This window comes from Streptomyces sp. PSU-S4-23 (assembly GCF_055632315.1).
In genome coordinates, this window is sequence record NZ_JBVMUU010000002.1 from 2,945,859 (window position 1) to 2,965,928 (window position 20,070).

The window sequence follows — 20,070 nt, forward strand, 5'->3', positions numbered from 1 at the left end:
GTCCCGTTGCTCAGTCGCGTGTCGGGGTCTGCTTCCGGCCGATCAGCAGAAGGGCCGCACCGCCGATCACGACCAGGCCGATGGCCGTGCCCGCGATGATCGGAGTCGCGCTGGAGCCGCCCGTCTCGGCCAGGTTCTCGTCGGGGGCCGTCGTCGGACCGCCCGCCAGCGCCGGGGCGGGCTCGCTGAGCGTCTGCGTCCTCAGGCCGCCCGCGCCGGACGCGGTCTTGCAGTCGAGGACGCCCTTGAAACGCTTCGCGTAGCCACCGGGCGCCTTGATCGTGAAGTCGTACGCCTGGTCCTCCTGCAACGGAATCGTCACCGTCTGCGACTTTCCGGCGGGGACGGTGTGCTCGGTCCCCATGAGCGCGAACGTGAACGCCTCGTCGCCCTTGTTCACCGCGGTGATGTCCACGCCGCCCCTGGCGCAGTTCTTCTCGGCCGACAGCGCGGGTATCGCGCCCGTCGCCGCCCAGTTCGCCGTCGCCGTCGCCGAGACGGTCGACTCGCTGGAGCCGGCGAGGATCTGCGTCTGGCTGCGGCTCTCCGAGACGAAGGCCCGGCCGACCGGCACGGTGGTCGACGCCTGCACGATCAGCTCGGCCGAACCGTCCTGCGCCTTCCGCGGCACCTGGAAGTAGATCCTGCTGCCGTCGACCGCGGACGTGATCTCCTTGCCGGCCGTATCGACGACCTTCAGCCCGCTCGCCATGGCGTCCGTCGGCGGCGTCACCGTCACGCTGTCCGCGTTCGTGTGCACCGTGACCGGGCCGAGCCGCTCGCCGGGGTGCCCCGAGACGGCGGGCGGGTCGAGGGTCAGGGACGCGGCGGGCTCCGGGAGGTTCCGCGCGTTCTTCTCCAGGTAGTCCGCGAGCTTCTCCGCCTGGGGATTGACCGCGTCCACGTCGGCGCCGTCCGAGTAGCGCCAGATCGCCACCTGGGTACCGGCCGCCGCGTCCTGCTCGGTGAGGCCCGTGGCGCCCGCCTCGGCCGCCAACGCCGCCAGGTCGTTGACCTGCGGGTAGGAGTTCTGCAGGATCCAGCGGATCTTACCCGCGTTCTTGTTGCCGTTGAGTGACGTGCCGCTCCACGTCGTCTCCTGGTACTTGGCGTCCTTCTGGGTCGGGTTGTGGACATCGATGCAGTAGGTCTGCAGGGTGCCGCCGTAGTCCACGGACATCTCGAACAGCCCCGCGGGCACCTGCTCGTCCCTGCCGCCGTCGTGGATGACGGCGACCCCGTAGGTCTTGAGGGCGCCTATCGTCGCGGTCGCTCCCCCCTCGCTCTGCGGGGTGTCGTCGGCGGCCGCCGCGCCCGCGGTGGCCAGCAGGCCCGCCGCGACGAGTCCGGACACCAGCGTCGCGGCGGCGAGGCGGGCGGCGGCCCCTCGCCTGCGCGCGGACGACGCAGAGAACGAAGAAAACACAGAATTCCCCTTCAAGCAGGGCCCGTTGCGCGGTGAGATGCGGTCCCACCAGCGGAATCAGGAGCCCCGAGAGCCATGCCCGGCATCCTAGGGACGCGGCGCACCCCTCTCCCCAGTCATATCGCCGGATAACCGATCCGACTCGGAATCGTTATCGCTCACACAGCTTGCAGGCTGCACTTATCGATAAATCCACAGGGATCGTTCGGGCAGCGGGCGACAGACTCCCCGATAGGCGACACTTCCGCATGGAGGGGGTAGTGGGCCTGATGTCACGTCACCCCGACTGCCTGCGAGTCGGGTTGGGAAGAAGCTTCGGCCTCCGCCCCGGCGCCGGACTGGTCCGTCGTCCGCGGACGACGCGCCGGTTCCGTCTCCCAGTTCGGCTCGGACTGCGGTGTCGCGCCGGGCTGTGCCCCGGAGTGCGCCTCGGGCCTTGAGGACCGGCGGAAGGCCGACGTGCCGCGCGACAGATCGTGGCCGATCGCCGCCGCGTCGAGGTCCGCGGACAGCCAGCCCTGCCCGTCCCGTTGCTCGGTGCGCACCTTCAACCGCCCCTGGACGACGAGCGGATCGCCCACCGCCACGGACCCGGCGACGTTCGTGGCCAGCGAGCGCCGGGCCCACACCGTGAAGAAGTTCGTGTGACCGTCCGTCCACTCGTTCTTCTCGCGGTCCAGATACCGCGCCGTCACCGCAAGCCGGAAGCGTGCCGTGGGACCCGTCGGCGAATCCCGGTACACCGGCTGTGTGGCGACGTTCCCGACCACGCACACCATCGTCTCGTTCATGCGAAACCCCTCCCTCGCCCCGGCTTCCGCGCCGGGACGGAACGCGCACGGGCCCGTCCCGTACGGCTGCGTCTGCCGTGGCGGGCACGCCGTGCCGCGTGCTGCCGCCTCCGTACGGCGACCGCGTTCGCGTTCGCCGCGATCGCCGTGGGATCAGACTGCCTCCGCCGGGCCGAGCCCGCCGAGCGCTGTGGGCTACCGCCCGGTTGTGGACAACTCCGCCACCCGAACGAGTCGCTCCGCCTCACCTTGACGCCCCGGAACGGGCATCGCATCGGCATCTCCCACCCCGGAAGGGCATCCTCCGGGCCGCTTCCGCCCGGACCTTCCTGCCCCGGCCGCTTCCGCCCGGACCTACCTGCCCCGGCCGCTTCCGCCCGGACCTTCCTGCCCGCCCGGCCGTCCCCGTCCGGTCCTCCAGACCCTCCGGTGGTCCTGCCCCCTCCGGGGCTCACCCCATCCCCGCCCCCACACCGGTCCCGGTGACCTTCGCGTACTGTTCCCGCACCTCCCGGTACCGCAGCAGCTCCGCCGCCACCGGATCCAGCACTCGGGCCCTTCCGCATCCGGCTGCCGCCTCCCTCAGCCGGCGTTCCGCCTCGAGTCCGTACCGCTGGGACGGCCCGCGCGCGGCGATCCGGCAGCCCCACTGGATGGCCGGTCCCCCGACGACACCGAGCGCCGTCAGCGACGCCGCCACGCCGAGGTCCGGCGGCATGAACCCGACGGCCCGCCCCAGCAGCCACAGCCCGCCGACGACTTGAAGCAGTGTCATCAGCGTCTGGGCGAGCACGGCGAAGGGCCACCAACCGGGCCGGGGCGGCCGCCCATGCGGCATGGCGGCGCGCACCGACAGTTCGTCCAACGCCTCCGGCAGCCCCTGCGCGCCACGCGCCGCCGCCTCGCGCACCGCCTGCCCCCAGGGCGCCGGCAGTCCGGCCGCGGCCCGGTCCGCCACCGTCCGCACGGCCTGCTCGACACGCTGCCGCTCGGTCGCCTCGCCGTCCGCCGGAGCGCGCACCGGCAGCCGTCCCGTGGACGGTTCACGCCGCTCCCGGAACCACCGCCACAGCCTCAGCCAGGGCATACCGCACGCGCGGTCGGCGTTGCGCAGCCACGCGCGTTCGGCGGCCTCGCCGGCGGCGGTCGCGCCCACCGCGTCCGCGAGCCGCCCCGCGAACTCCTCGCGCGCCTCCTCACTGAGTCCGGTGAACGGCCCGGTCCCGTAGACGGGCCGTAGCCGGGCCGCGGCGGCGTCCACATCGGCGGAGATGCGGCGCGCCGCCGCGCCGCGCTCGGCCACGAACTGCCCGAGCACCTCGCGCAGTTCCTCCACACCGTCCCCGGTGAGCGCGGACAGCGCGAGCACGGTCGCGCCGGGCTCGCCGAACTCGCCGAGCGCGATGCCGTCCCCGTCGAGCAGCCGTCGCAGGTCGTCCAGCACCTGGTCCGCGGCCTCCCCGGGCAGCCGGTCCACCTGGTTCAGCACGACGAACATGACCTCGGCGTGTCCGGCCAGGGGCCGCAGGTACCGCTCGTGGAGGACGGCGTCGGCGTACTTCTCGGGATCCACGACCCAGATCACCGCGTCGACGAGGGCCAGGATGCGGTCGACCTGCTCCCGGTGCTGCACGGCCGCGGAGTCGTGGTCGGGCAGATCGACCAGGACGAGCCCGCGCAGCCGCGGGTCGCCGTCCGGGCTGTGCACGGGGCGCCGACGCAGCCGCCCGGGGATGCCGAGCCGGTCGATGAGCGTGGCCGCGCCGTCGCTCCAACTGCACACGATCGGGGCGGCGGTGGTGGGCCGGCGTACTCCGGTCTCCGAAATGGTGACTCCGGCGAGCGCGTTGAAGAGGGCCGACTTGCCGCTGCCGGTGGCGCCCGCGATGGCGACCACGGTGTGCTCCCCGGAGTGTCTGCGCCGCGCGGCCGCCTCGTCCAGGACCCGGCCCGCCTCGGCGAGCGTGCGGCTGTCCAACCGCGTGCGCGACAGGCCCACCAGCTCCCTCAGGGCGTCCAGCCGCGACCTGAGGGCTCCGTCGTAGGCGAGGGGCATGGACTGCGGTACGACCGCGCCACGGGGGTCGAGGGCACCGGCCGCCCCCTGGGCGAGTCCCGTCTCGGACGCGCGCCTGGCGATCAGCCCGTCGTCCCAGACGGCTCCGGGTTCGGCGCGCTCCGCCGGATCGTCGCGCTGCACGCGCGCGTGCGGGGCATCGTGCTGCCGGGTGTCTTCGGCCTGCGCCGGCTCCCTGGTCCCGCCGCTCCCCCTCGTGTGCCCGGTCTCCCCGATCTCCGAGGGCTCCGCGGCCTTACCGCCCACCGCGCTCTCACCGCTCTCCCCGCTCACCGCGCTCACCGCGCTCACCGCGCTTCCCGCGCTGGCCACGCTCTCCATGTCGTGCCCGCGCAGGTGTGTGGTCCCCTCCCCTGATCGCGCCGCTCCGGACGCGTCCAGCGCCTCCGGCACGTCCGGCACGTCCGGCACGTCCGGCAGCAGGGCCGTGTCCGCGTCCGTGTCACCGTGGGCGCGCAGGCGGCCCGTCCGGGCCCCGTCGTTCGCATCGGCCCCATGGTGCTCACCGACCTCGTCGTTCATATGAGCCTCACCTCCGCCGGAGACCCCGCGGTACCAGTGCCCGCCCGGGTGCCCGCCCGGGTGCCCGCCCTCCTCGTGATCCGTGTGGCCGGTGATGACGTTCACCGCGGTCACCTCTCCTTCTGCAGTACGGACAGCACGGCGATGAGTTCGGCCTGGAGGTCGGCGTGGACGTCGAAGGCGTCGAGGGGCGCGAGACAGCGCTCGCGTTCGGTGCGCAGCACCCGGTCGACGTACTCCGAGAGCAGCCGCGCGCCGCGCTCGCGCAGCCGCTGTGCCTCCTGGGCGCCGATCCGCTCGGCGAGGACTTCGGCGGCCCCTTGTGCCCGCTCTCCGCCGAGGAGGGACGCGACGGCGAGGGCGGCCACCGTCTCGGCGTCCGGGGCGACGCTCCTGTCGAGATCGCGCACCGATTCCTCGGCGTACTCCTCCAGGACGCGCCGCCAGCGCCGTACCGCCAGCCCGATGCGGTGCTCGGCGCTGTCCAGGGCCGGATCCTGGTCCGTCAGCGCCGCAGTGGCCGCCGCCGGCTCGCGGCGCCATGCCTCGTCGACACGCTCGTCGGCGGCCGCGACGGCGCACAGCAGCAGGGCACCCAGGTTCTCGACGAGGGCGTCCAGCAGTTCACCGTCACCGCAGTCCAGTGGATAGCCGTGCCACCGCTTCAGGGCGTCGCCGGCGAGAACGGCACCGGTCCGCAGACGCGTGTGCACGCGCGCGCACTCACCGTCGTACGCCGTGTCGACGGCGGCGGTGAGCCGCAGCGCGGCGGCGTACTGCGCCGCGGCGGCACCGGCCAGTTCGCTCACGCGGGAGGTCAGGGAGTCGAGCACTCCGTGTGCCGTACGGGCCATGGCGGCCTCCCGGACGGCGGGGTCCTGTGCCTGGTAGGTGAGCCATGCGCGCAGAGGAGCGACGGCGGTGGCGGGCAGCAGCCCTCCGCCCCAGGCGGACTCGGGCAACTCGGGCACGGTGAAGCGGGGCACATCGCCGAGGCCGGCCTTGGTGAGCAGGGCGCCGTACTGGCGCGACACCTCGGAGACGACCTGGTGGGGCACGCGGTCGAGCACCGTGATCAGGGTCGCCCGGTGCTCCTTCGCGGTCCGCAGCAAGTGCCACGGCACGGCGTCGGCGTACCGGGCGGCGGTCGTGACCAGCACCCAGATGTCGGCGGCGCAGATCAGCTCGGCGGCGAGGACCCGGTTGTCCGCGACCAGGGAGTCGATGTCGGGCGCGTCGAGGAGGGCCAGGCCGCGCGGGAGCGTGTCGGCGGTCTCGATGCGCAGCACCCGCTCCTCCCGTCCCGCCAGGGCGGGCGGATCCTCGCCGGTGTCCTGGCGGGGCACCCACACGCGCGTGAGCCCCGGCAGGACGCGCATGCCGCTGAACCACTGGTGGTCCTCGGGATGGCAGACGAGTACGGGCGTACGGGTGGTGGGCCGCAGCACGCCGGCCTCGCTGACCTTGCGCCCCACAAGGGAGTTGACGAGGGTCGACTTGCCGGCCCCGGTGGATCCGCCCACAACGGCCAGCAAGGGTGCTTCGGGCTCCTTCAGCCGGGGCACCAGGTAGTCGTCGAGCTGCGCGAGGAGTTCGTCGCGGCCGGCACGCGCGCGTGCGGCCCCCGCCAGGGGCAGCGGGAAGCGTGCGGCGGCGACACGGTCGCGGAGGTCGGAGAGTGCGTCGAGCAGCTGAGGCCGTACATCCAAGGTCACCACATGCGAAGAATGCCCAATTTTGGATGTTTTCTGAAGCATATGGGCATGTCTGCGCGCCGACCGGACACAGGGGATGGAAGGGACGACTGGGGCGCAGGCATAACGAGTACACAACACCCGGGGCCGCCAGGCGCGAAAAGCGATGCACGATTCGCACCTGCCTGCGATTATCAGGACCGCTTCACCGAACCTCCACATCGAGCCACGGAGGGGAAGCATCAGGGGCAAGGGTCCTGGCGTCCTATCCTTGTCCCCGGCAAGGTCACGGATCAGCCCACACCCGGGCACCAGACAGGCCGCCACACCGGCCCCCGTAGCTCAGTGGATAGAGCAGGCGCCTTCTAAGCGCTTGGCCGCAGGTTCGAGTCCTGCCGGGGGCGCCAACCTGTGGTCAGCCCTGCCTGGGCATCGCCGCAGGCCAGCACTGCATTTTGCCCGTTGTGCGCCCTTTGGGTAGCGAGGAAGACCCGAGTAGGCGCAATCCCGTCCAGGCTGAGGAAGAATGCAGGTCACGGCCCCCTCATCCACGGCTCGGAATACAAGCAGCCAGCCACAGGTTCGAGCCCTACCGGGCACCCAGAACATGGCTGGTCCCCTCCCAAGGGCCATGGGGCCCGGCGGCCATCGGCAGGCGTCGCGAACAGGGAACCTGAACCTGATCCGCTCCGCACAGTCGGCGGCCCCCTCGGCGCCTACTCGCGGGTCATGTCCCACGGGGTGGTGTAGTCAGGGCAGCTGTTTCGGTTCCGGTTGTGGGGTGATCTGCGGTTCGGGTTCGGTCGGCTTGGTGGTGAAGAGCTCGGCCATGGAGGCTTCGGAGAGGTAGCGGCGGTCGAAGACCTGCCACTCGTCGTGGAGTTCGGCCAGCACCGCGGCGGCCAGCCGGTCCAGGGCGGTGGGATTGGGGAAGACCTGGACAACATCGGCCCGCCGTTTGATCTCCCGGTTCAGCCGCTCCAGCGGGTTGGTCGACCATATCTTCTTCCAGTGCGCCGGCGGGAAGTCGGCGAATGCGGTGATGTCCACCGCCGCATCCAGCAGCATCGTCTTGACCTGTGGGAACTGCCGCCCGAGCATGTCGGCGACCACGTTCAGCTGGCTGCGCACCTGCTCGCCGGTGGTCTGCGCGAAGATGGTGCGGATGGTGGCGGCAACCATCTCCCCAGAACCCCTCTCGATCACCGAGAACACGTCCCGGACGAAGTGCACCCGGCACCGTTGCCAGGCCGCGCCGAGGAAGACGGTGCGGATCGCGGCCACCAGCCCGCTGTGGCTGTCGGAGATCACCAGCTGGACGTTCTCCAGGCCACGGGCCCGCAGCGACCGCAGGAACTTCGTCCAGAACGGCTTCGACTCACTGTCGCCGACCATCAGCCCGAGGATCTCCCGGTGCCCCGTGGCGGAGATCCCGGTCGCGATCACCACGGCCTGCGATGCGATCCGGTGATTCACCCGCGCCTTGCAGTAGGTCGCGTCCAGGAAGACGTACGGGAAGACGGTGTGATCCAGCGGCCGCTCCTTGAACGCGGTCAGCTCGGCGTCCAGCTCGCCGCAGATGCGGGAGACCTCGGACTTGGAGATCCCGCTGTCCGCCCCCAGGGCTTTGACCAGGTCATCGACCGAGCGGGTCGAGACACCGTGCACATATGCCTCCATCACCACGGCGAACAACGCCCGGTCTATCCGCCGCCGGCGTTCCAGCAGCGACGGGAAGAACGACCCGCTGCGCACCTTCGGAATCTTCAGGTCCAGGTCGCCGGCCTGCGTGGTCAGCAGCCTCTCCCGGTGTCCGTTGCGCCAGGTCGTGCGCGTCTCGGAGTGCTCGCGCGGCGCGGCACCGATCACCTCGGTGGCCTCGGCCTCGATCAGCTCCTGCAGGATGCGCTCGCACACCACCCTGATTGCTTCAACTCCCTCGGCCCGACGTAGTGACTCCAGCAGCCGCATCAGCTCAGACTGGGACAAGGCCATCGCGTGCTCCTCCGGTCGAACTGCCCGTTCACCAGAGAGACTTGCGCGATGGCCTGCCCTTGTTCAGGGAGCATGCACCGCCAACGGATGCACGCCCCCGGGCAGACACCCGCGCGTTCCGGAACCCTGCCCGACTACACCACTTCACGGGACGCGATCTACTCGCGGTGGGTGCTGAGGAGCCTGTACGCACTACCAGGCAGCACACTGACCCTCGTGGCGGGAGGAACGACCCCCGTGGCTCAGGGGGAGCAGCCGGCGGGGGAGCTGCGGGCACCGCCGGTACCGTGTTCCCTGTGGACGGGCAGCTGAGCGACGCGGAACTCGACGAGCTGGCCGGGCAGGCCACCGTGGATGCCTACGACGAGGAGCAGCTCACCGGTCTGCATACGATGCTCGCCGAGCATCTGGCCGTCCCGTTCACGACGGTCGTTCTCGAGGTCGAGGTCACCCGTGAAGAGGGTGGACCTGCTGCCCGGAAACCAGATCGTGGCGGTCTGTACGCGAGGCGGGTACCGGCAGGCGATCGGCATTCTCGGCCTTCCGTTGCCGGATCCGGCGCCCGAGGGGGCCGAGTGGATCGAGGCCTACCGGCACTGGGATCGTGAAGGCACCCGGGTCAGTGGCTGCCCGACAGCGTCGGCCGGTAGCCCTGATCGGCGACCCGGGCCCTGCCCTGCTGCCGCTCCGCGGAGAACAACCGGTACCGCTGCAGTTGCGCCAGCGAGGCGGCCAGCATGTCCTTGAAGCGTCGGAACGCTCCTGGTCCCTGGATCGCGATGCCGAGGAACCGGGCGAGGTCACCAACGGAGCGGCTCCGAAGTCGCAGGGCCGGACGCGCAGCATCTCCGCCGGACGGCGGTTCTACTGTCCGCAAGGTAGCCGCGTGTGCTGGCGGGGCGGATCGCGGCGGTCGGGCCCGCCGGCCTCGTCCCTGATCTCACGGGCCAGTACAGCTGGGCGGCGCAGTTCCGCGTCCCGCCGCTGTTCGGCGGGCAGGGCCATGGACGCGAAGACCCCCTCGGGAAGGGCGAGGTGGGGCTCGGCGTCGATGCCGACGCCGAGCGCCTCACCGGCGTGCGCCACGGCCGCCGCCCGGTATCCGTCGCAGTGCGTCATGCTCCCGGCGACGCCGTCCGGCCACGCGGGGGCACCGCCTTCGCCGGTGAGGATGGGGAGGGGGCGATGCCCAGGTCCGCGAGGGCCCGACGGGCGCACCAGCGCACGGTGGCGAACTCCCGCCTACGTTTCCCGACGGCCCCCGCCACGATCCCCGGCTCGGCGCCGAGGAGCGGGGCATGGACGGGATCACCGAACCACTCGGCCACCGCGACCGACGGCGGCAACAGCTTCTCGATCATGATCGTCGTCCCCCTGGACGCCCCGCCCCAGGGGGAATCAGCCGCCCGCCATCGAGGCGATGGACACGACCGCGCAGAAGACGTCCCTGTCCTGCTGCCGACCGGTGACCAGCACCCTGCGGTTGCCGTTCAGGTCGTTCGGGAGCGAGGCGGACTCGATCCAGCAGGTGGTGTCGAACTCGGCGTAGCGGGCGAAGACGACGCTCATCCCCACCACCACGGCGGCGTCCGGGTGGACCATGGCCTGGGCCGCCTGGCGCGCCGCTTCGAGCAGCAGCATGCCGGGCACGTGGTCCACGGGGTGGTCGAAGAGGACCGGGTGCGCCCGGTCGACCCGCAGCTGCCAGCGGGTGCTGGAGTCAGTGGGCGAGAGGACCACGTCCTCGAAACTGCTCCGCCCCACGCGCTCGGGCGACGCCGGGGAGGGCAGGGGAACCGCATGCAGGTCGGGCATATCGGCGTAACGGCCCCGCAGACGTTCGTAGACGGTCCGGTCCTGGATCGTGAAGCGGGTGCGCGCGACGGCGAGGACCGTGCTGTCCCGCACCACCTCGAAGCGCAGCGCGAGGGCAGAGGCGCGCGCCTTGCGGCGCTTGACGTCCGTGCACGTGATGCAGAGGTCTATGCCGACCGCGCCGCTGTCACTGCGCAGGGCGCCCGCGTCGAGTTCCCAGGCGAAGTCCTGCCACAGCAGCTGGTGTCCGAGCGGTACCTCGTAGGCACCGTGGGACAGCAGCGGTAACGTCTGGCGCACCGTCTCGCAGAGCAGCATCGGGTCGTGCATGCCGAGCCGGGTCTCGTAGAAGGCATGCTGCCCGGGCCAGCCGGCCTCCACCGCGTAGGAGTCCGCCCCCGTACGGCACCAGTTGCTCAGCAGCACCTCGGACGCGTCACGCTTGTGCGTGTACGGCCGAGGAATGGCAGTAGGCATTTCCGTCACAGGCACTTGAGCAAACTGAAGCGACACGGCAGTCCTCCCCTTGGGCTGCTGGCGAATGCCAAAGCGATACCGAGCGGACACTCATGCGTGCCGCTTGGATAACATAGAGGTCGTTCTTTTTGTTTGTCGAGAGGTTGGGGCGGTCTGTGATGGCACAACGCAGGCAGGAGCGTGCCGTTCGTACCCGAGAAGTACTGCTCAGGGCGGCGGCCGAGATCTTCGACACGGCCGGGTACTCCGGCGCGAGCGTCAACAAGATCCTGGAACGGGCCGGGCTGACGGCCGGGGCCATGTACTTCCACTTCAAGAACAAGGAAGCCCTGGCCAGAGCCGTCATCATGGAGCAGGCCGCCGATCTGGAGTTCCCCCCGAGCGAGCCCGGCCTCCAGCAACTGCTCGACATGACCGGCTACCTGGCGCGCGAACTGAAGACCAACACGCTGCTGCGGGCCGGCGTCCGGCTGGCGGTGGAGCAGAACGAATCGGGTCTCCAGGAGTACTCGATCTACGAGTTCTGGATCGACCACTTCCGTGAGACCCTGGTCGAGGCGCGCGCGAGGGGGCAGTTGCGCCCCTCCGTCAACGAAGCGGACTTCGCGCGCGTGATCGTCGGTGCCTTCACCGGTACGCAGATCATGTCCGAGATCTCCAGCGAGCGGGCCAACCTGCCCGAGCTGATCGCCACCATGTGGCGCTGTCTGCTGCCCGCCCTGGCGCCGGACGAGGTCGTCGCACGGCTCGACATCCCCCACGACGAGTCGGCGGCCACCGCGTGAGGCCGCCCCGCGTGGCGGTCACCGGAGCCACGGGCTTCGTCGGTTCGGTGGTGCTGCGCCGGCTCCTCGAAGCGCGTGCCGACGGCCGCGTCGACGACGTGCGCGCCCTGGTGCGCACACCTCCCGGGAGACGGCTCCGGGACGAGGCGGGCCTGTCGTGGCGCCCCACGGACCTGACTGATCCGTCCTCGCTGTCCGGAGCGCTGGAGGACGTGCACGTCCTGGTGCACCTCGCGTCCCGGGTGTCCGGCGAGGCGCCCGCATGCGAGGCCGTCAACGTCCGGGGGACCGCGATGCTCACCGAGGAGGCCCGACGCAGCGGTGTCCGACGCGTCGTCCAGCTCTCGACGACCGCGGTGTACGGAGCGGGGCCGCACCGCGGGCTCACCGTGAACGAGATCGCGCCGGCGCCTGTCTCCGCGGCCAGCGCCACCCGGCTCGAAAGCGAGCGGCACGTGCTGGCGACGGGCGGCACGGTGCTGCGGGCCGGTCTGATCGTGGGCCAGGGAGACCGCTGGGTCGTCCCGGCGCTGGCCGAACTGCTCGCACGGGTTCCGGCCCTCTGGGACGGCGGAGGCGGCCTGCTGTCCCTCATCGACGTCGAGGACCTCGCACGGCTGATCGCGACGACGGCCCTCATGCCGGACGCGCCGCCCACGGGCATCCATCACGCCGCCCACCCCCGCCCCGTACGCGTCCGCGACCTCCTGACCACACTCGCCTCCCTCGGCGTACTGCCGAGTGTGACCGAGCCATGGCCCTGGGACGCCTGCGTACGCCGACTGCGCGAGGTGCCGGGTCTGATGAGCGAGCGCCAGTTCTCCCTCCTCGCCCTCGACCACTGGTACCGCGGCGAGGAGATCTGGCGCCTCACCGGCTGCCCGGAGGGCCCCGGCCCGCTCGCCCGCCTCACCTCAGCGTCCGCGTGGTACAGGTCGTTCCTCGCCGAACGCCCCTGGAGCCCGTCCGGCGGACCAGGTCGCAGCAAGGAAACTGCGGCAATCGAACACCGGTGAGCAGGGTGTGGTGCGTTCAGCTGCAAGGCGGAGGAGGCTGAGCCGATCAGCCGCTGCCGCGGCGGGCGACGCGGTGGCGGCACCTCCCGGCCGAAGGCTGGGGGACGTCGGCGAGTGACGACAACGCGGCAGATGCGCGTGCCACACCCCGCGTCTGCGGCCGGATCCGCCGGACAGGCTCCAGGGCTCTCAGGCGGTGTGGGGCAGTAGGGCGGGGGCATCGGGCGCGGCGAGGGCGGTGGAGGCCGGGGAGTAGAGGCGGCTGTAGGTGTAGGCGGCGGAGACCAGGGTCATGTGGTGGTGCCAGCCGGGGTAGGAGCGGCCCTCGAAGTCGAGGAGGCCGCAGTCCTCCTCAAGGCAGCTCACGGTGGCGGCGGCGCCGGAAGTCAGGTGGGCGAGCGCGGCGATGCGCCCGGCGCGCTCGTCGAGGAGGGTGGAGAGCCATGCGCGCGGGGGGCCCTGGCGGGTGGGGTTCCACTCGGCGAGGAGGCGGTGGGTCTGCCTGCTGCCGGGCAGCCGGACCCGGGTGGACAGCATTCTCACCTCACCGCGGCCCGGGGCGTGCACCGTGGCGCATGTCTGGCGGGTGCCGTGCCGGTGCAGGAACTCCTGGACGGACAGGGCGCCTTGGGCGTCCTGGGCGTCGGCAGCGGCGGCGCGCGGGCCGAGCGGGAGTATCCGCAGACCGGGCGGCACCGCCACCACGAAGTCCTGCCCGCGCCGGCTCAGGCCGTTGACCAGGGGGGTCACGTCCGGGCACTCGCTCATGTCCACCACCGCGGGGACCGCGGTGAGCCCCGCGCGGGACGCGACCGCATCGAGCAGATCGAGGATGTGCTCCCCGTACGGACGGTGGCGGGCCGTACCGGGGATCCTGGCCCGCTCACGCAGGTCCGCGTCGTCGCTCCACCGCTCGGGAAGCATCAGACGCCAGTCCACCGGCAGGTGCGTGTCCCCGAAGGAGAGGAACAACCCGACTCCCATCTGGCAGTTGATGGTCCGGCCCAGCCGTGGAACGAAACGGCGGTGCACCCCGCACGAGTGCGCACCGCGCTTGGGCAGGAACGCCGTGGCGAACGTCAGGGCCAGGGGCGTGGTGCGCCGCTGTACGACCCGGGTCAGTTCCTCACGGGCCGGTTCCCAGTCCCAGGGGCTGGTGTTGATGAACTGCTGCAGGGACTGCGACGCCGTCGGCGACGCCGAAATCGCGGCGGCAAGGCGGCGTATGGACTTCTTGCCCGGCGTCGTGAGCAGCCCGCGCAGGTAGCCCAGAGCCCATCGTCGCTGGTCGGCCCGCGGAAGATGTCCGAAGAGCGTGTCGCTGAAGGTGTTCAGCGAGGTCGTACTCCACTGCGGCGGCAGAACCAGGTGTTGCCCGGCCATCATGCGCTCCCTCCACGTGCATGCCCGACGAGAAAACAATAGCGAATGTTCTCTTTGTTTTTGAAAGGGTGGGCGCTTTCGGTGAGACTTCGGCAAGTCACTGAAGTAGCTGCGGGCATTTCAGTAAAAAACGGTCACAGGTGCAGATGCGGCCTCCAAACCCCGTACATCTATAGGAAGTCGGCGTTGTGACGGAGCTCTCGCCACCGGAAGCTGGAGGCAATCCGGCCCATCGGATTGAGAGGAGACCAGCAGTGACGCGATCGCTGATGTTCGCGGAACGCGTCGAGCGCCCGGCTCGCGGAGGCTGTCCACGGTGAAACAGGGACGAGCGGTCCGGACCCGGGAGTCCCTCATCCGGGCCGCCGCCGACGCCTTCGACGCCGCCGGCTACGAGGCCACATCACTGGGACGGATCTGCGCCGGGGCGGGCACCTCCATGGGCGCGCTGACCTTCCACTTCCGCTCGAAGGCCGCACTCGCCGACGCGGTGCAGCAACACGGCATCACGCTCACCGGCGAAGTGGTGCAACGGATCTTCAGAACACGTCAGCCCCCGCTGGAGACCATCATCGCCATCACCCTCGCCGTCGTCGGTCTGCTTGAGGAGAGTTCCGTGGTCCGGGCCGCCGCCGGGCTCAGCCGCGAGCGCGTGGCGACCGCCTCCCCCTGGCCCTCCTCGTGGATTCCGGTGATCGAGGATCTCGTGACCCGTGTGCCCGAGGAGTCCCTGAGCCCCGGCACCCACCCGCGTGCGCTCCTCTCCCTGGCCACGCATCTCGTGACCGGTGCCGAGATGCTCATCCACACCGGCGGCGAGGCCGCGGGGCCGGACCACGTCCGCGCGGTGACCCAGGTCGCTGAAATCTGGGAGCTCACGCTGCGCGGGGTCTCCCCGACCGTGCGCCTGCCCCAGCAGCGGCGGACCGGGGCCCACACGCGGAACGCTCCAGGACGGGCACGGACGGCCGAGGACGGTGCTGTTTAAGCGACTTGCCAAGATCGGGAGCGGACTTGGCCAGGGGCTGGGACGCGCCCCTTCTCGCCCCATAGTTTCGGCTGCGGCTTCCATCCGAGCGCGACGAGAGGAGCACCGTGTACATCAAGGAAGTCCGCCGGCTGGACCGGGTGATCATCCGGTTCGCGGGCGACTCGGGTGACGGCATGCAGCTCACCGGCGACCGCTTCACCGCGGAGACCGCGTCCTTCGGCAACGACCTCGCCACCCTGCCGAACTTCCCCGCCGAGATCCGGGCCCCCGCCGGCACCCTGCCCGGGGTCTCCTCCTACCAGTTGCACTTCGCCGACCACGACATCCTCACGCCGGGCGACGCCCCGGACGTACTCGTCGCGATGAACCCGGCGGCGCTGCGGGCGAACATCGGCGATCTGCCGCGCGGCGCTGAAGTGATCGTCAACACCGACGAGTTCACCGGGCGGGCGATCCGGAAGGCGGGCTACGCGACCTCGCCGCTGGAGGAGGGCTCACTCGACGGCTACCGCCTCCACTCGGTGCCGCTGACCACGCTGACGGTGGAGGCGCTGAAGGACCTCGGCCTCTCCCGCAAGGAGGCGGAGCGCAGCAAGAACATGTTCGCGCTCGGCCTGCTGTCGTGGATGTACCACCGGTCCACCGGGGGCACCGAGAAGTTCCTGAAGTCGAAGTTCGCCAAGCGGCCCGACATCGCGGCCGCCAACATCGCGGCGCTCCGCGCGGGCTGGAACTTCGGTGAGACGACGGAGGACTTCGCCGTCTCCTACCTGGTCGCCCCGGCGGCCACCGCGTTCCCGGCCGGCACGTACCGCAGTGTCTCCGGCAACCTCGCCCTGTCCTACGGCCTGGTCGCCGCGTCCCGGCAGGCGGATCTGCCACTGTACCTGGGCTCGTACCCGATCACGCCGGCCTCGGACATCCTGCACGAGCTGTCCAGGCACAAGAACTTCGGCGTACGGACCTTCCAGGCCGAGGACGAGATCGCCGGGATCGGTGCCGCCCTCGGAGCCGCCTTCGGCGGATCGCTGGCGGTGACGACGACGTCCGGCCCGGGTGTGGCCCTGAAGTCGGAGGCCATCGGGCTCGCGGTCTCGCTGGAGCTGCCGCTGCTGATCGTCGACGTCCAGCGCGGCGGGCCCTCGACGGGTCTGCCGACCAAGACCGAGCAGGCCGACCTGCTGCAGGCTATGTACGGCCGTAACGGCGAGGCCCCGGTTCCCGTGGTCGCGGCACGGACCCCGGCGGACTGTTTCGACGCGGCGATCGAGGCGGCCCGGATCGCGCTGACGTACCGCACGCCGGTGTTCCTGCTGTCGGACGGCTACCTCGCCAACGGCTCCGAACCCTGGCGCATCCCGGAACCGGACGAACTCCCGGACTTGCACGTGCGGTTCGCGCAGGGACCCAACCACACCCTGGAGGACGGCACCGAGGTGTTCTGGCCCTACAAGCGCGACCCGCAGACCCTGGCCCGGCCCTGGGCGATCCCCGGCACGCCCGGCCTCGAACACCGCATCGGCGGCATCGAGAAGCAGGAGGGCACCGGCAACATCTCCTACGACCCCGCCAACCACGACTTCATGGTCCGCACTCGGCAGGCCAAGATCGACGGCATCGACGTCCCGGACATCGGGGTCGACGACCCGGACGGCGCCAGGACCCTGGTACTGGGCTGGGGCTCGACGTACGGGCCGATCACGGCCGCGGTACGGCGGCTGCGCGCGGCCGGCGAGCCGATCGCGCAGGCGCACCTGCGCCACCTCAACCCCTTCCCACGTGACCTCGGCAACGTCCTGCGCCGGTACGAGCGGGTCGTCGTGCCGGAGATGAACCTCGGCCAGCTCGCCACCATCATCCGGGCGAAGTACCTGGTCGACGTGCGATCCGTCACCCAGGTGAACGGCATGCCGTTCAAGGCAGAGCAGCTCGCCCACACACTGGAGGCGATCATCCGTGGCCACTGAACTCCGCCTCCTGCCCAAGCACTTCAAGTCCGACCAGGAGGTGCGGTGGTGCCCGGGCTGCGGCGACTACGCGATCCTGGCGGCCGTGCAGGGGTTCATGCCGGAGCTGGGCGTGGCCCGCGAGAACATCGTGTTCGTCTCGGGCATCGGCTGCTCCTCCCGCTTCCCGTACTACATGAACACCTACGGCATGCACTCCATCCACGGCCGGGCACCGGCGATCGCCACCGGACTCGCCACGTCCAGGCGGGACCTGAGCGTATGGGTGGTCACCGGCGACGGGGACGCGCTGTCCATCGGCGGCAACCACCTCATCCACGCCCTGCGCCGCAACGCCAATCTTAAGATCCTCCTCTTCAACAACCGGATCTACGGCCTGACGAAGGGCCAGTACTCCCCCACCTCGGAAGTCGGCAAGATCACCAAGTCGACGCCGATGGGCTCGCTGGACGCCCCGTTCAACCCGGTGTCGCTGGCGATCGGCGCGGAGGCGTCCTTCGTCGCCCGCACGATCGACTCCGACCGCAAACACCTCACCGAAGTGCTGCGCGCGGCCGCCGCCCACCCCGGCACGGCCCTGATCGAGATCTACCAGAACTGCAACATCTTCAACGACGGCGCCTTCGACGCCCTCAAGGACAGGCAGTCGGCGGACGAGGCGGTGATCCGCCTGGAGCATGGGAAGCCTGTCCGTTTCGGCGCGGGCGGCGCGCGCGGTGTCGTACGCGACCGGCTCACCGGCGACCTGAAAGTGGTCGACGTGACCGCGGAGAACGAGTCCGAGGTCCTCGTCCACGACGCCCACTCCCCCTCCCCCACCACGGCCTTCGCACTGTCCCGGCTGGCCGACCCCGACACCCTGCACCACACCCCGCTCGGTGTGTTCCGCTCGGTGCAACGGCCCGTCTACGACACAGAGATGGCCGAGCAACTCGACACCGCCGTCGAACAACACGGCAAGGGCGGCCTGACGGAGCTGCTGGCCGGCGGGGACACCTGGACCGTCGTCGGCTGATCCTGAGCAGAAGGCGGCGGCACCACCGGTCGAACCGGTGGTGCCGCCGCCTTCTGTTTCCCTCAGCTGGCCCCGAGTTCCTCCCCGATGGCGGCCGCGAACGTGTCCACGTCCTCCTCCGTGGTGTCGAAGGCGGTCACCCAGCGGACCTCACCGGTGCGCTCGTTCCAGACGTGGAACGGGAAGCGTTTCAGCAGCCGCCGCGTGGCGTCCGGCGGAAGGACGGCGAAGACGTGGTTGGCCTGGACGGGGCGGGTGACGGTCAGGCCCGGCAGCCCGCGCACCGCCCTGTGCAGCCGGTCGGCCATGGCGTTGGCGCGGGCCCGCCGAGCGCGGCCACAGGTCGCCGTCGAGCAGCATGTCCAACTGGGCCGAGATGAACGGGACGACCCTGGGCTGTGCCCGGTGCCGGTTGCCGAGATCCGCCGCGCGGTGGGCCACCAGTTCGGGGGTGAGCTTGCCGTCCGGGGTGGGGAGGGGCAGCAGCTTGATGCCGCCCACCCGTTCCGGTGCGCCGCACTCGTCCACGTTGATGTGTGCCGACTCGGCGCAGATGACGGCCTGACAGACGTCGAGCATGGCCTGCAGCGCCACCACATTGGCCCCGGTGCCGTTCGCGTGGTTGTCGCTGGCGAAACCACGCCGGGTGGGATCGTGGAGGGGGCTGTCGTCATCGTGCGGCCCTTCCGGCCGGGAGCGTACGGGTGGCGGTCGAAGGCCCCCGCGGTCAGAGGGCCTCGGCGCGGATGGTGCGCGGTACGCCCCGCACCTGGGTCAGGTCGCGCAGTGCCGCCACGGCCGCGGAGAGCGCCCCGTCCAGGGCGCGCTGGGTGGACAGGAACAGCCGGGCGCCGCCGTCGGCACGCGTCTGCCGGAAGTCCTCGACGGACACCCCGTGGCGTTCGAGTACGGCGACCACGGTGCCGACGACGCCCGGCTGGTCCGTCACGTCCAGGGTGATGTGGTAGCGGGTGACCACGTCCCCGATCGGCCGGACCCGGCGTCGTTCGTACGCCGTGTCGTCGGACCCTGTGACCCCGGCGAGCCGGTTGCGGCAGGCGGCGACGAGGTCGCCGAGCACGGAGGCGGCCGTGGGCGCCCCGCCCGCGCCGGGGCCGTAGAACATCAGCTGCCCCGAGGCGTCGGCCTCCACGAACACCGCGTTGAACGCGTCGCGCACCGAGGCCAGCGGATGACCGGCGGGCAGCATCGCCGGGTGTACCCGGACGGTGATGTCGCCGTCCGGGGCGCGGTCGCAGACGGCGAGGAGTTTGACCACCCGGCCCACGGACCGGGCGGCGGCCATGTCCGCGGCGGTGATGTCGGTGATGCCCTCGCGGTGCACCTGGTCGAGGCGGACCCGGGTGTTGAACGCGAGTCCGGCGAGGATGGCCGCCTTGGCGGCCGCGTCGTGGCCCTCGACGTCGGCGGTCGGATCGGCCTCCGCGTAGCCGAGGGCCATGGCTTCCTTCAGTGCCCTCGGGTACTCCCAGCCGGCGGTGTCCATGCGGTCGAGGATGAAGTTGGTGGTGCCGTTGACGATGCCGAGCACCCGGGTGACCCGGTCGCCGGCCAAGGACTCGCGCAACGGCCGCAGCAGGGGTACGGCACCGGCCACCGCGGCCTCGTAGAACAGGTCGACGCCGCTGTCGCGGGCAGCGGCGTGCAGTGCGGCGCCCTCGGCGGCGATCAGGGCCTTGTTGGCGCTGACGACGGAGGCGCCGTGCGCGAACACCTTCGTGATCAGGTCGTATGGGCGGTCGACGCCGCCGATGACCTCGATCGCGACGTCGATGTCGCCCCGGGTCACCAGGGCGTCCGCGTCGGTGGTGACGAGGTGGGAGGGGATGCCGGGGCGAGGCAGGTCCGCGCGGCGCACCGCCACCCCGGCGAGCTCCACCCGGGCGCCGATGCGTGCGGTGAGGTCGGCTTCGTGAGCCGCCAGATACCGTGCGACATCGCTGCCGACGACGCCGCAACCCAGCAAGGCTACTTTCAGAGTGCGCATGTCGGACTGCTCCGTTTCCGAGACCGAAGTGAGAGGGCCGTGGTCGGCCGGGGAGGGGAAGGGGCGTGGACGTCCGGCGGACGGTCCCGCGTCCACGGTGGCGAGCCC

General features: G+C 71.1%; 15 protein-coding genes, 1 tRNA gene and 2 pseudogenes. 6 read left to right on the forward strand and 12 right to left on the reverse strand.

Features of this window, described 5'->3' with window-relative positions:
- Nucleotides 1-10: 10 nt before the first annotated feature.
- The 4 genes from ACZ79I_RS13985 to ACZ79I_RS14000 form a co-directional block, all read right to left on the reverse strand.
- Complete coding sequence (locus tag ACZ79I_RS13985) at nucleotides 11-1,426, reverse strand: Cys-Gln thioester bond-forming surface protein (protein ID WP_471497435.1); 1,416 nt, start codon at nucleotides 1,424-1,426, stop codon at nucleotides 11-13.
- A gap of 272 nt (nucleotides 1,427-1,698) precedes the next feature.
- The gene (locus ACZ79I_RS13990) at nucleotides 1,699-2,217 is read right to left on the reverse strand and encodes a single-stranded DNA-binding protein (protein WP_471497437.1); all 519 of its coding nucleotides are present in this window, start codon (nucleotides 2,215-2,217) and stop codon (nucleotides 1,699-1,701) included.
- A 451-nt stretch (nucleotides 2,218-2,668) separates the two neighbouring features.
- Entirely contained in the window at nucleotides 2,669-4,930 is a 2,262-nt protein-coding gene (locus ACZ79I_RS13995; RefSeq protein ID WP_471497439.1) for a GTPase, read from the reverse strand.
- Nucleotides 4,927-6,534 (reverse strand): dynamin family protein, encoded by a 1,608-nt coding sequence (locus tag ACZ79I_RS14000; protein ID WP_471497441.1) that lies wholly within the window; start codon nucleotides 6,532-6,534, stop codon nucleotides 4,927-4,929. Before ACZ79I_RS14000 ends, ACZ79I_RS13995 begins: the two co-directional genes overlap by 4 nt.
- Before the next feature lie 307 nt (nucleotides 6,535-6,841).
- Here ACZ79I_RS14000 and ACZ79I_RS14005 point away from each other — a divergent pair.
- Nucleotides 6,842-6,917, forward strand: a tRNA-Arg gene (locus ACZ79I_RS14005).
- 343 nt (nucleotides 6,918-7,260) lie between these two features.
- Here the strand turns inward: ACZ79I_RS14005 and ACZ79I_RS14010 are convergent.
- From ACZ79I_RS14010 to ACZ79I_RS14030, 5 genes and pseudogenes are all read right to left on the reverse strand, one after another.
- Nucleotides 7,261-8,505 (reverse strand): IS256 family transposase, encoded by a 1,245-nt coding sequence (locus tag ACZ79I_RS14010; RefSeq protein ID WP_471496683.1) that lies wholly within the window; start codon nucleotides 8,503-8,505, stop codon nucleotides 7,261-7,263.
- Nucleotides 8,506-8,747: 242 nt separating this feature from the next.
- Nucleotides 8,748-9,038 (reverse strand): hypothetical protein, encoded by a 291-nt coding sequence (locus ACZ79I_RS14015; RefSeq protein WP_471497443.1) that lies wholly within the window; start codon nucleotides 9,036-9,038, stop codon nucleotides 8,748-8,750.
- Between the two features lie 331 nt (nucleotides 9,039-9,369).
- On the reverse strand, nucleotides 9,370-9,624 hold the full coding sequence (locus ACZ79I_RS14020; protein ID WP_471505525.1) for a hypothetical protein: 255 nt from the start codon (nucleotides 9,622-9,624) through the stop codon (nucleotides 9,370-9,372).
- A 21-nt stretch (nucleotides 9,625-9,645) separates the two neighbouring features.
- Nucleotides 9,646-9,866 (reverse strand): annotated as a pseudogene (locus tag ACZ79I_RS14025) (4'-phosphopantetheinyl transferase); the annotation flags it as partial.
- Nucleotides 9,867-9,903: 37 nt separating this feature from the next.
- Nucleotides 9,904-10,797 carry a ScbA/BarX family gamma-butyrolactone biosynthesis protein gene (locus ACZ79I_RS14030; protein ID WP_471497445.1) on the reverse strand — a complete coding sequence of 298 codons (894 nt, stop codon included), beginning with the start codon at nucleotides 10,795-10,797 and terminating at the stop codon, nucleotides 9,904-9,906.
- Between the two features lie 158 nt (nucleotides 10,798-10,955).
- Between ACZ79I_RS14030 and ACZ79I_RS14035 the strand changes: the two genes are divergently transcribed.
- Nucleotides 10,956-11,582, forward strand: coding sequence for a ScbR family autoregulator-binding transcription factor (locus tag ACZ79I_RS14035; RefSeq protein ID WP_471497447.1), 627 nt, complete (start codon nucleotides 10,956-10,958; stop codon nucleotides 11,580-11,582).
- 11 nt (nucleotides 11,583-11,593) lie between these two features.
- The gene (locus ACZ79I_RS14040) at nucleotides 11,594-12,598 is read left to right on the forward strand and encodes an NAD-dependent epimerase/dehydratase family protein (RefSeq protein ID WP_471497448.1); all 1,005 of its coding nucleotides are present in this window, start codon (nucleotides 11,594-11,596) and stop codon (nucleotides 12,596-12,598) included.
- A gap of 189 nt (nucleotides 12,599-12,787) precedes the next feature.
- Here ACZ79I_RS14040 and ACZ79I_RS14045 read toward each other — a convergent pair whose 3' ends face one another.
- Entirely contained in the window at nucleotides 12,788-13,981 is a 1,194-nt protein-coding gene (locus ACZ79I_RS14045) for an IS701 family transposase (protein ID WP_471504944.1), read from the reverse strand.
- Nucleotides 13,982-14,297: 316 nt separating this feature from the next.
- Here ACZ79I_RS14045 and ACZ79I_RS14050 point away from each other — a divergent pair, with 316 nt between their 5' ends.
- The 3 genes from ACZ79I_RS14050 (at nucleotide 14,298) to ACZ79I_RS14060 (ending at nucleotide 17,954) form a co-directional block, all read left to right on the forward strand.
- Nucleotides 14,298-14,969 carry a TetR family transcriptional regulator gene (locus ACZ79I_RS14050; protein ID WP_471497450.1) on the forward strand — a complete coding sequence of 224 codons (672 nt, stop codon included), beginning with the start codon at nucleotides 14,298-14,300 and terminating at the stop codon, nucleotides 14,967-14,969.
- Nucleotides 14,970-15,076: 107 nt separating this feature from the next.
- Nucleotides 15,077-16,939: a 2-oxoacid:acceptor oxidoreductase subunit alpha gene (locus ACZ79I_RS14055; protein WP_471497451.1), complete on the forward strand. Its 1,863-nt coding sequence runs from the start codon at nucleotides 15,077-15,079 to the stop codon at nucleotides 16,937-16,939.
- A complete protein-coding gene (locus ACZ79I_RS14060; RefSeq protein ID WP_471497453.1) occupies nucleotides 16,929-17,954 on the forward strand; it encodes a 2-oxoacid:ferredoxin oxidoreductase subunit beta in 1,026 nt (341 codons plus the stop codon). Before ACZ79I_RS14055 ends, ACZ79I_RS14060 begins: the two co-directional genes overlap by 11 nt.
- A gap of 62 nt (nucleotides 17,955-18,016) precedes the next feature.
- Here ACZ79I_RS14060 and ACZ79I_RS14065 read toward each other — a convergent pair.
- Nucleotides 18,017-18,644 (reverse strand): annotated as a pseudogene (locus ACZ79I_RS14065) (threonine aldolase family protein); the annotation flags it as partial.
- Nucleotides 18,645-18,681: 37 nt separating this feature from the next.
- The gene (locus tag ACZ79I_RS14070) at nucleotides 18,682-19,962 is read right to left on the reverse strand and encodes a homoserine dehydrogenase (protein WP_471497454.1); all 1,281 of its coding nucleotides are present in this window, start codon (nucleotides 19,960-19,962) and stop codon (nucleotides 18,682-18,684) included.
- Nucleotides 19,963-20,070 lie beyond the last annotated feature (108 nt).

Bases quoted from the DNA above. Each gene is read 5' to 3' on its own strand.
- ACZ79I_RS13990 (WP_471497437.1), bottom strand. From the start codon at position 2,217: ATGAACGAGACGATGGTGTGCGTGGTCGGGAACGTCGCCACACAGCCG.
- ACZ79I_RS14010 (WP_471496683.1), bottom strand. From the start codon at position 8,505: ATGGCCTTGTCCCAGTCTGAGCTGATGCGGCTGCTGGAGTCACTACGT.
- ACZ79I_RS14015 (WP_471497443.1), bottom strand. From the start codon at position 9,038: ATGCCGATCGCCTGCCGGTACCCGCCTCGCGTACAGACCGCCACGATC.
- ACZ79I_RS14020 (WP_471505525.1), bottom strand. From the start codon at position 9,624: ATGACGCACTGCGACGGATACCGGGCGGCGGCCGTGGCGCACGCCGGT.
- ACZ79I_RS14030 (WP_471497445.1), bottom strand. From the start codon at position 10,797: ATGCCTACTGCCATTCCTCGGCCGTACACGCACAAGCGTGACGCGTCC.
- ACZ79I_RS14035 (WP_471497447.1), top strand. From the start codon at position 10,956: ATGGCACAACGCAGGCAGGAGCGTGCCGTTCGTACCCGAGAAGTACTG.
- ACZ79I_RS14045 (WP_471504944.1), bottom strand. From the start codon at position 13,981: ATGGCCGGGCAACACCTGGTTCTGCCGCCGCAGTGGAGTACGACCTCG.
- ACZ79I_RS14070 (WP_471497454.1), bottom strand. From the start codon at position 19,962: ATGCGCACTCTGAAAGTAGCCTTGCTGGGTTGCGGCGTCGTCGGCAGC.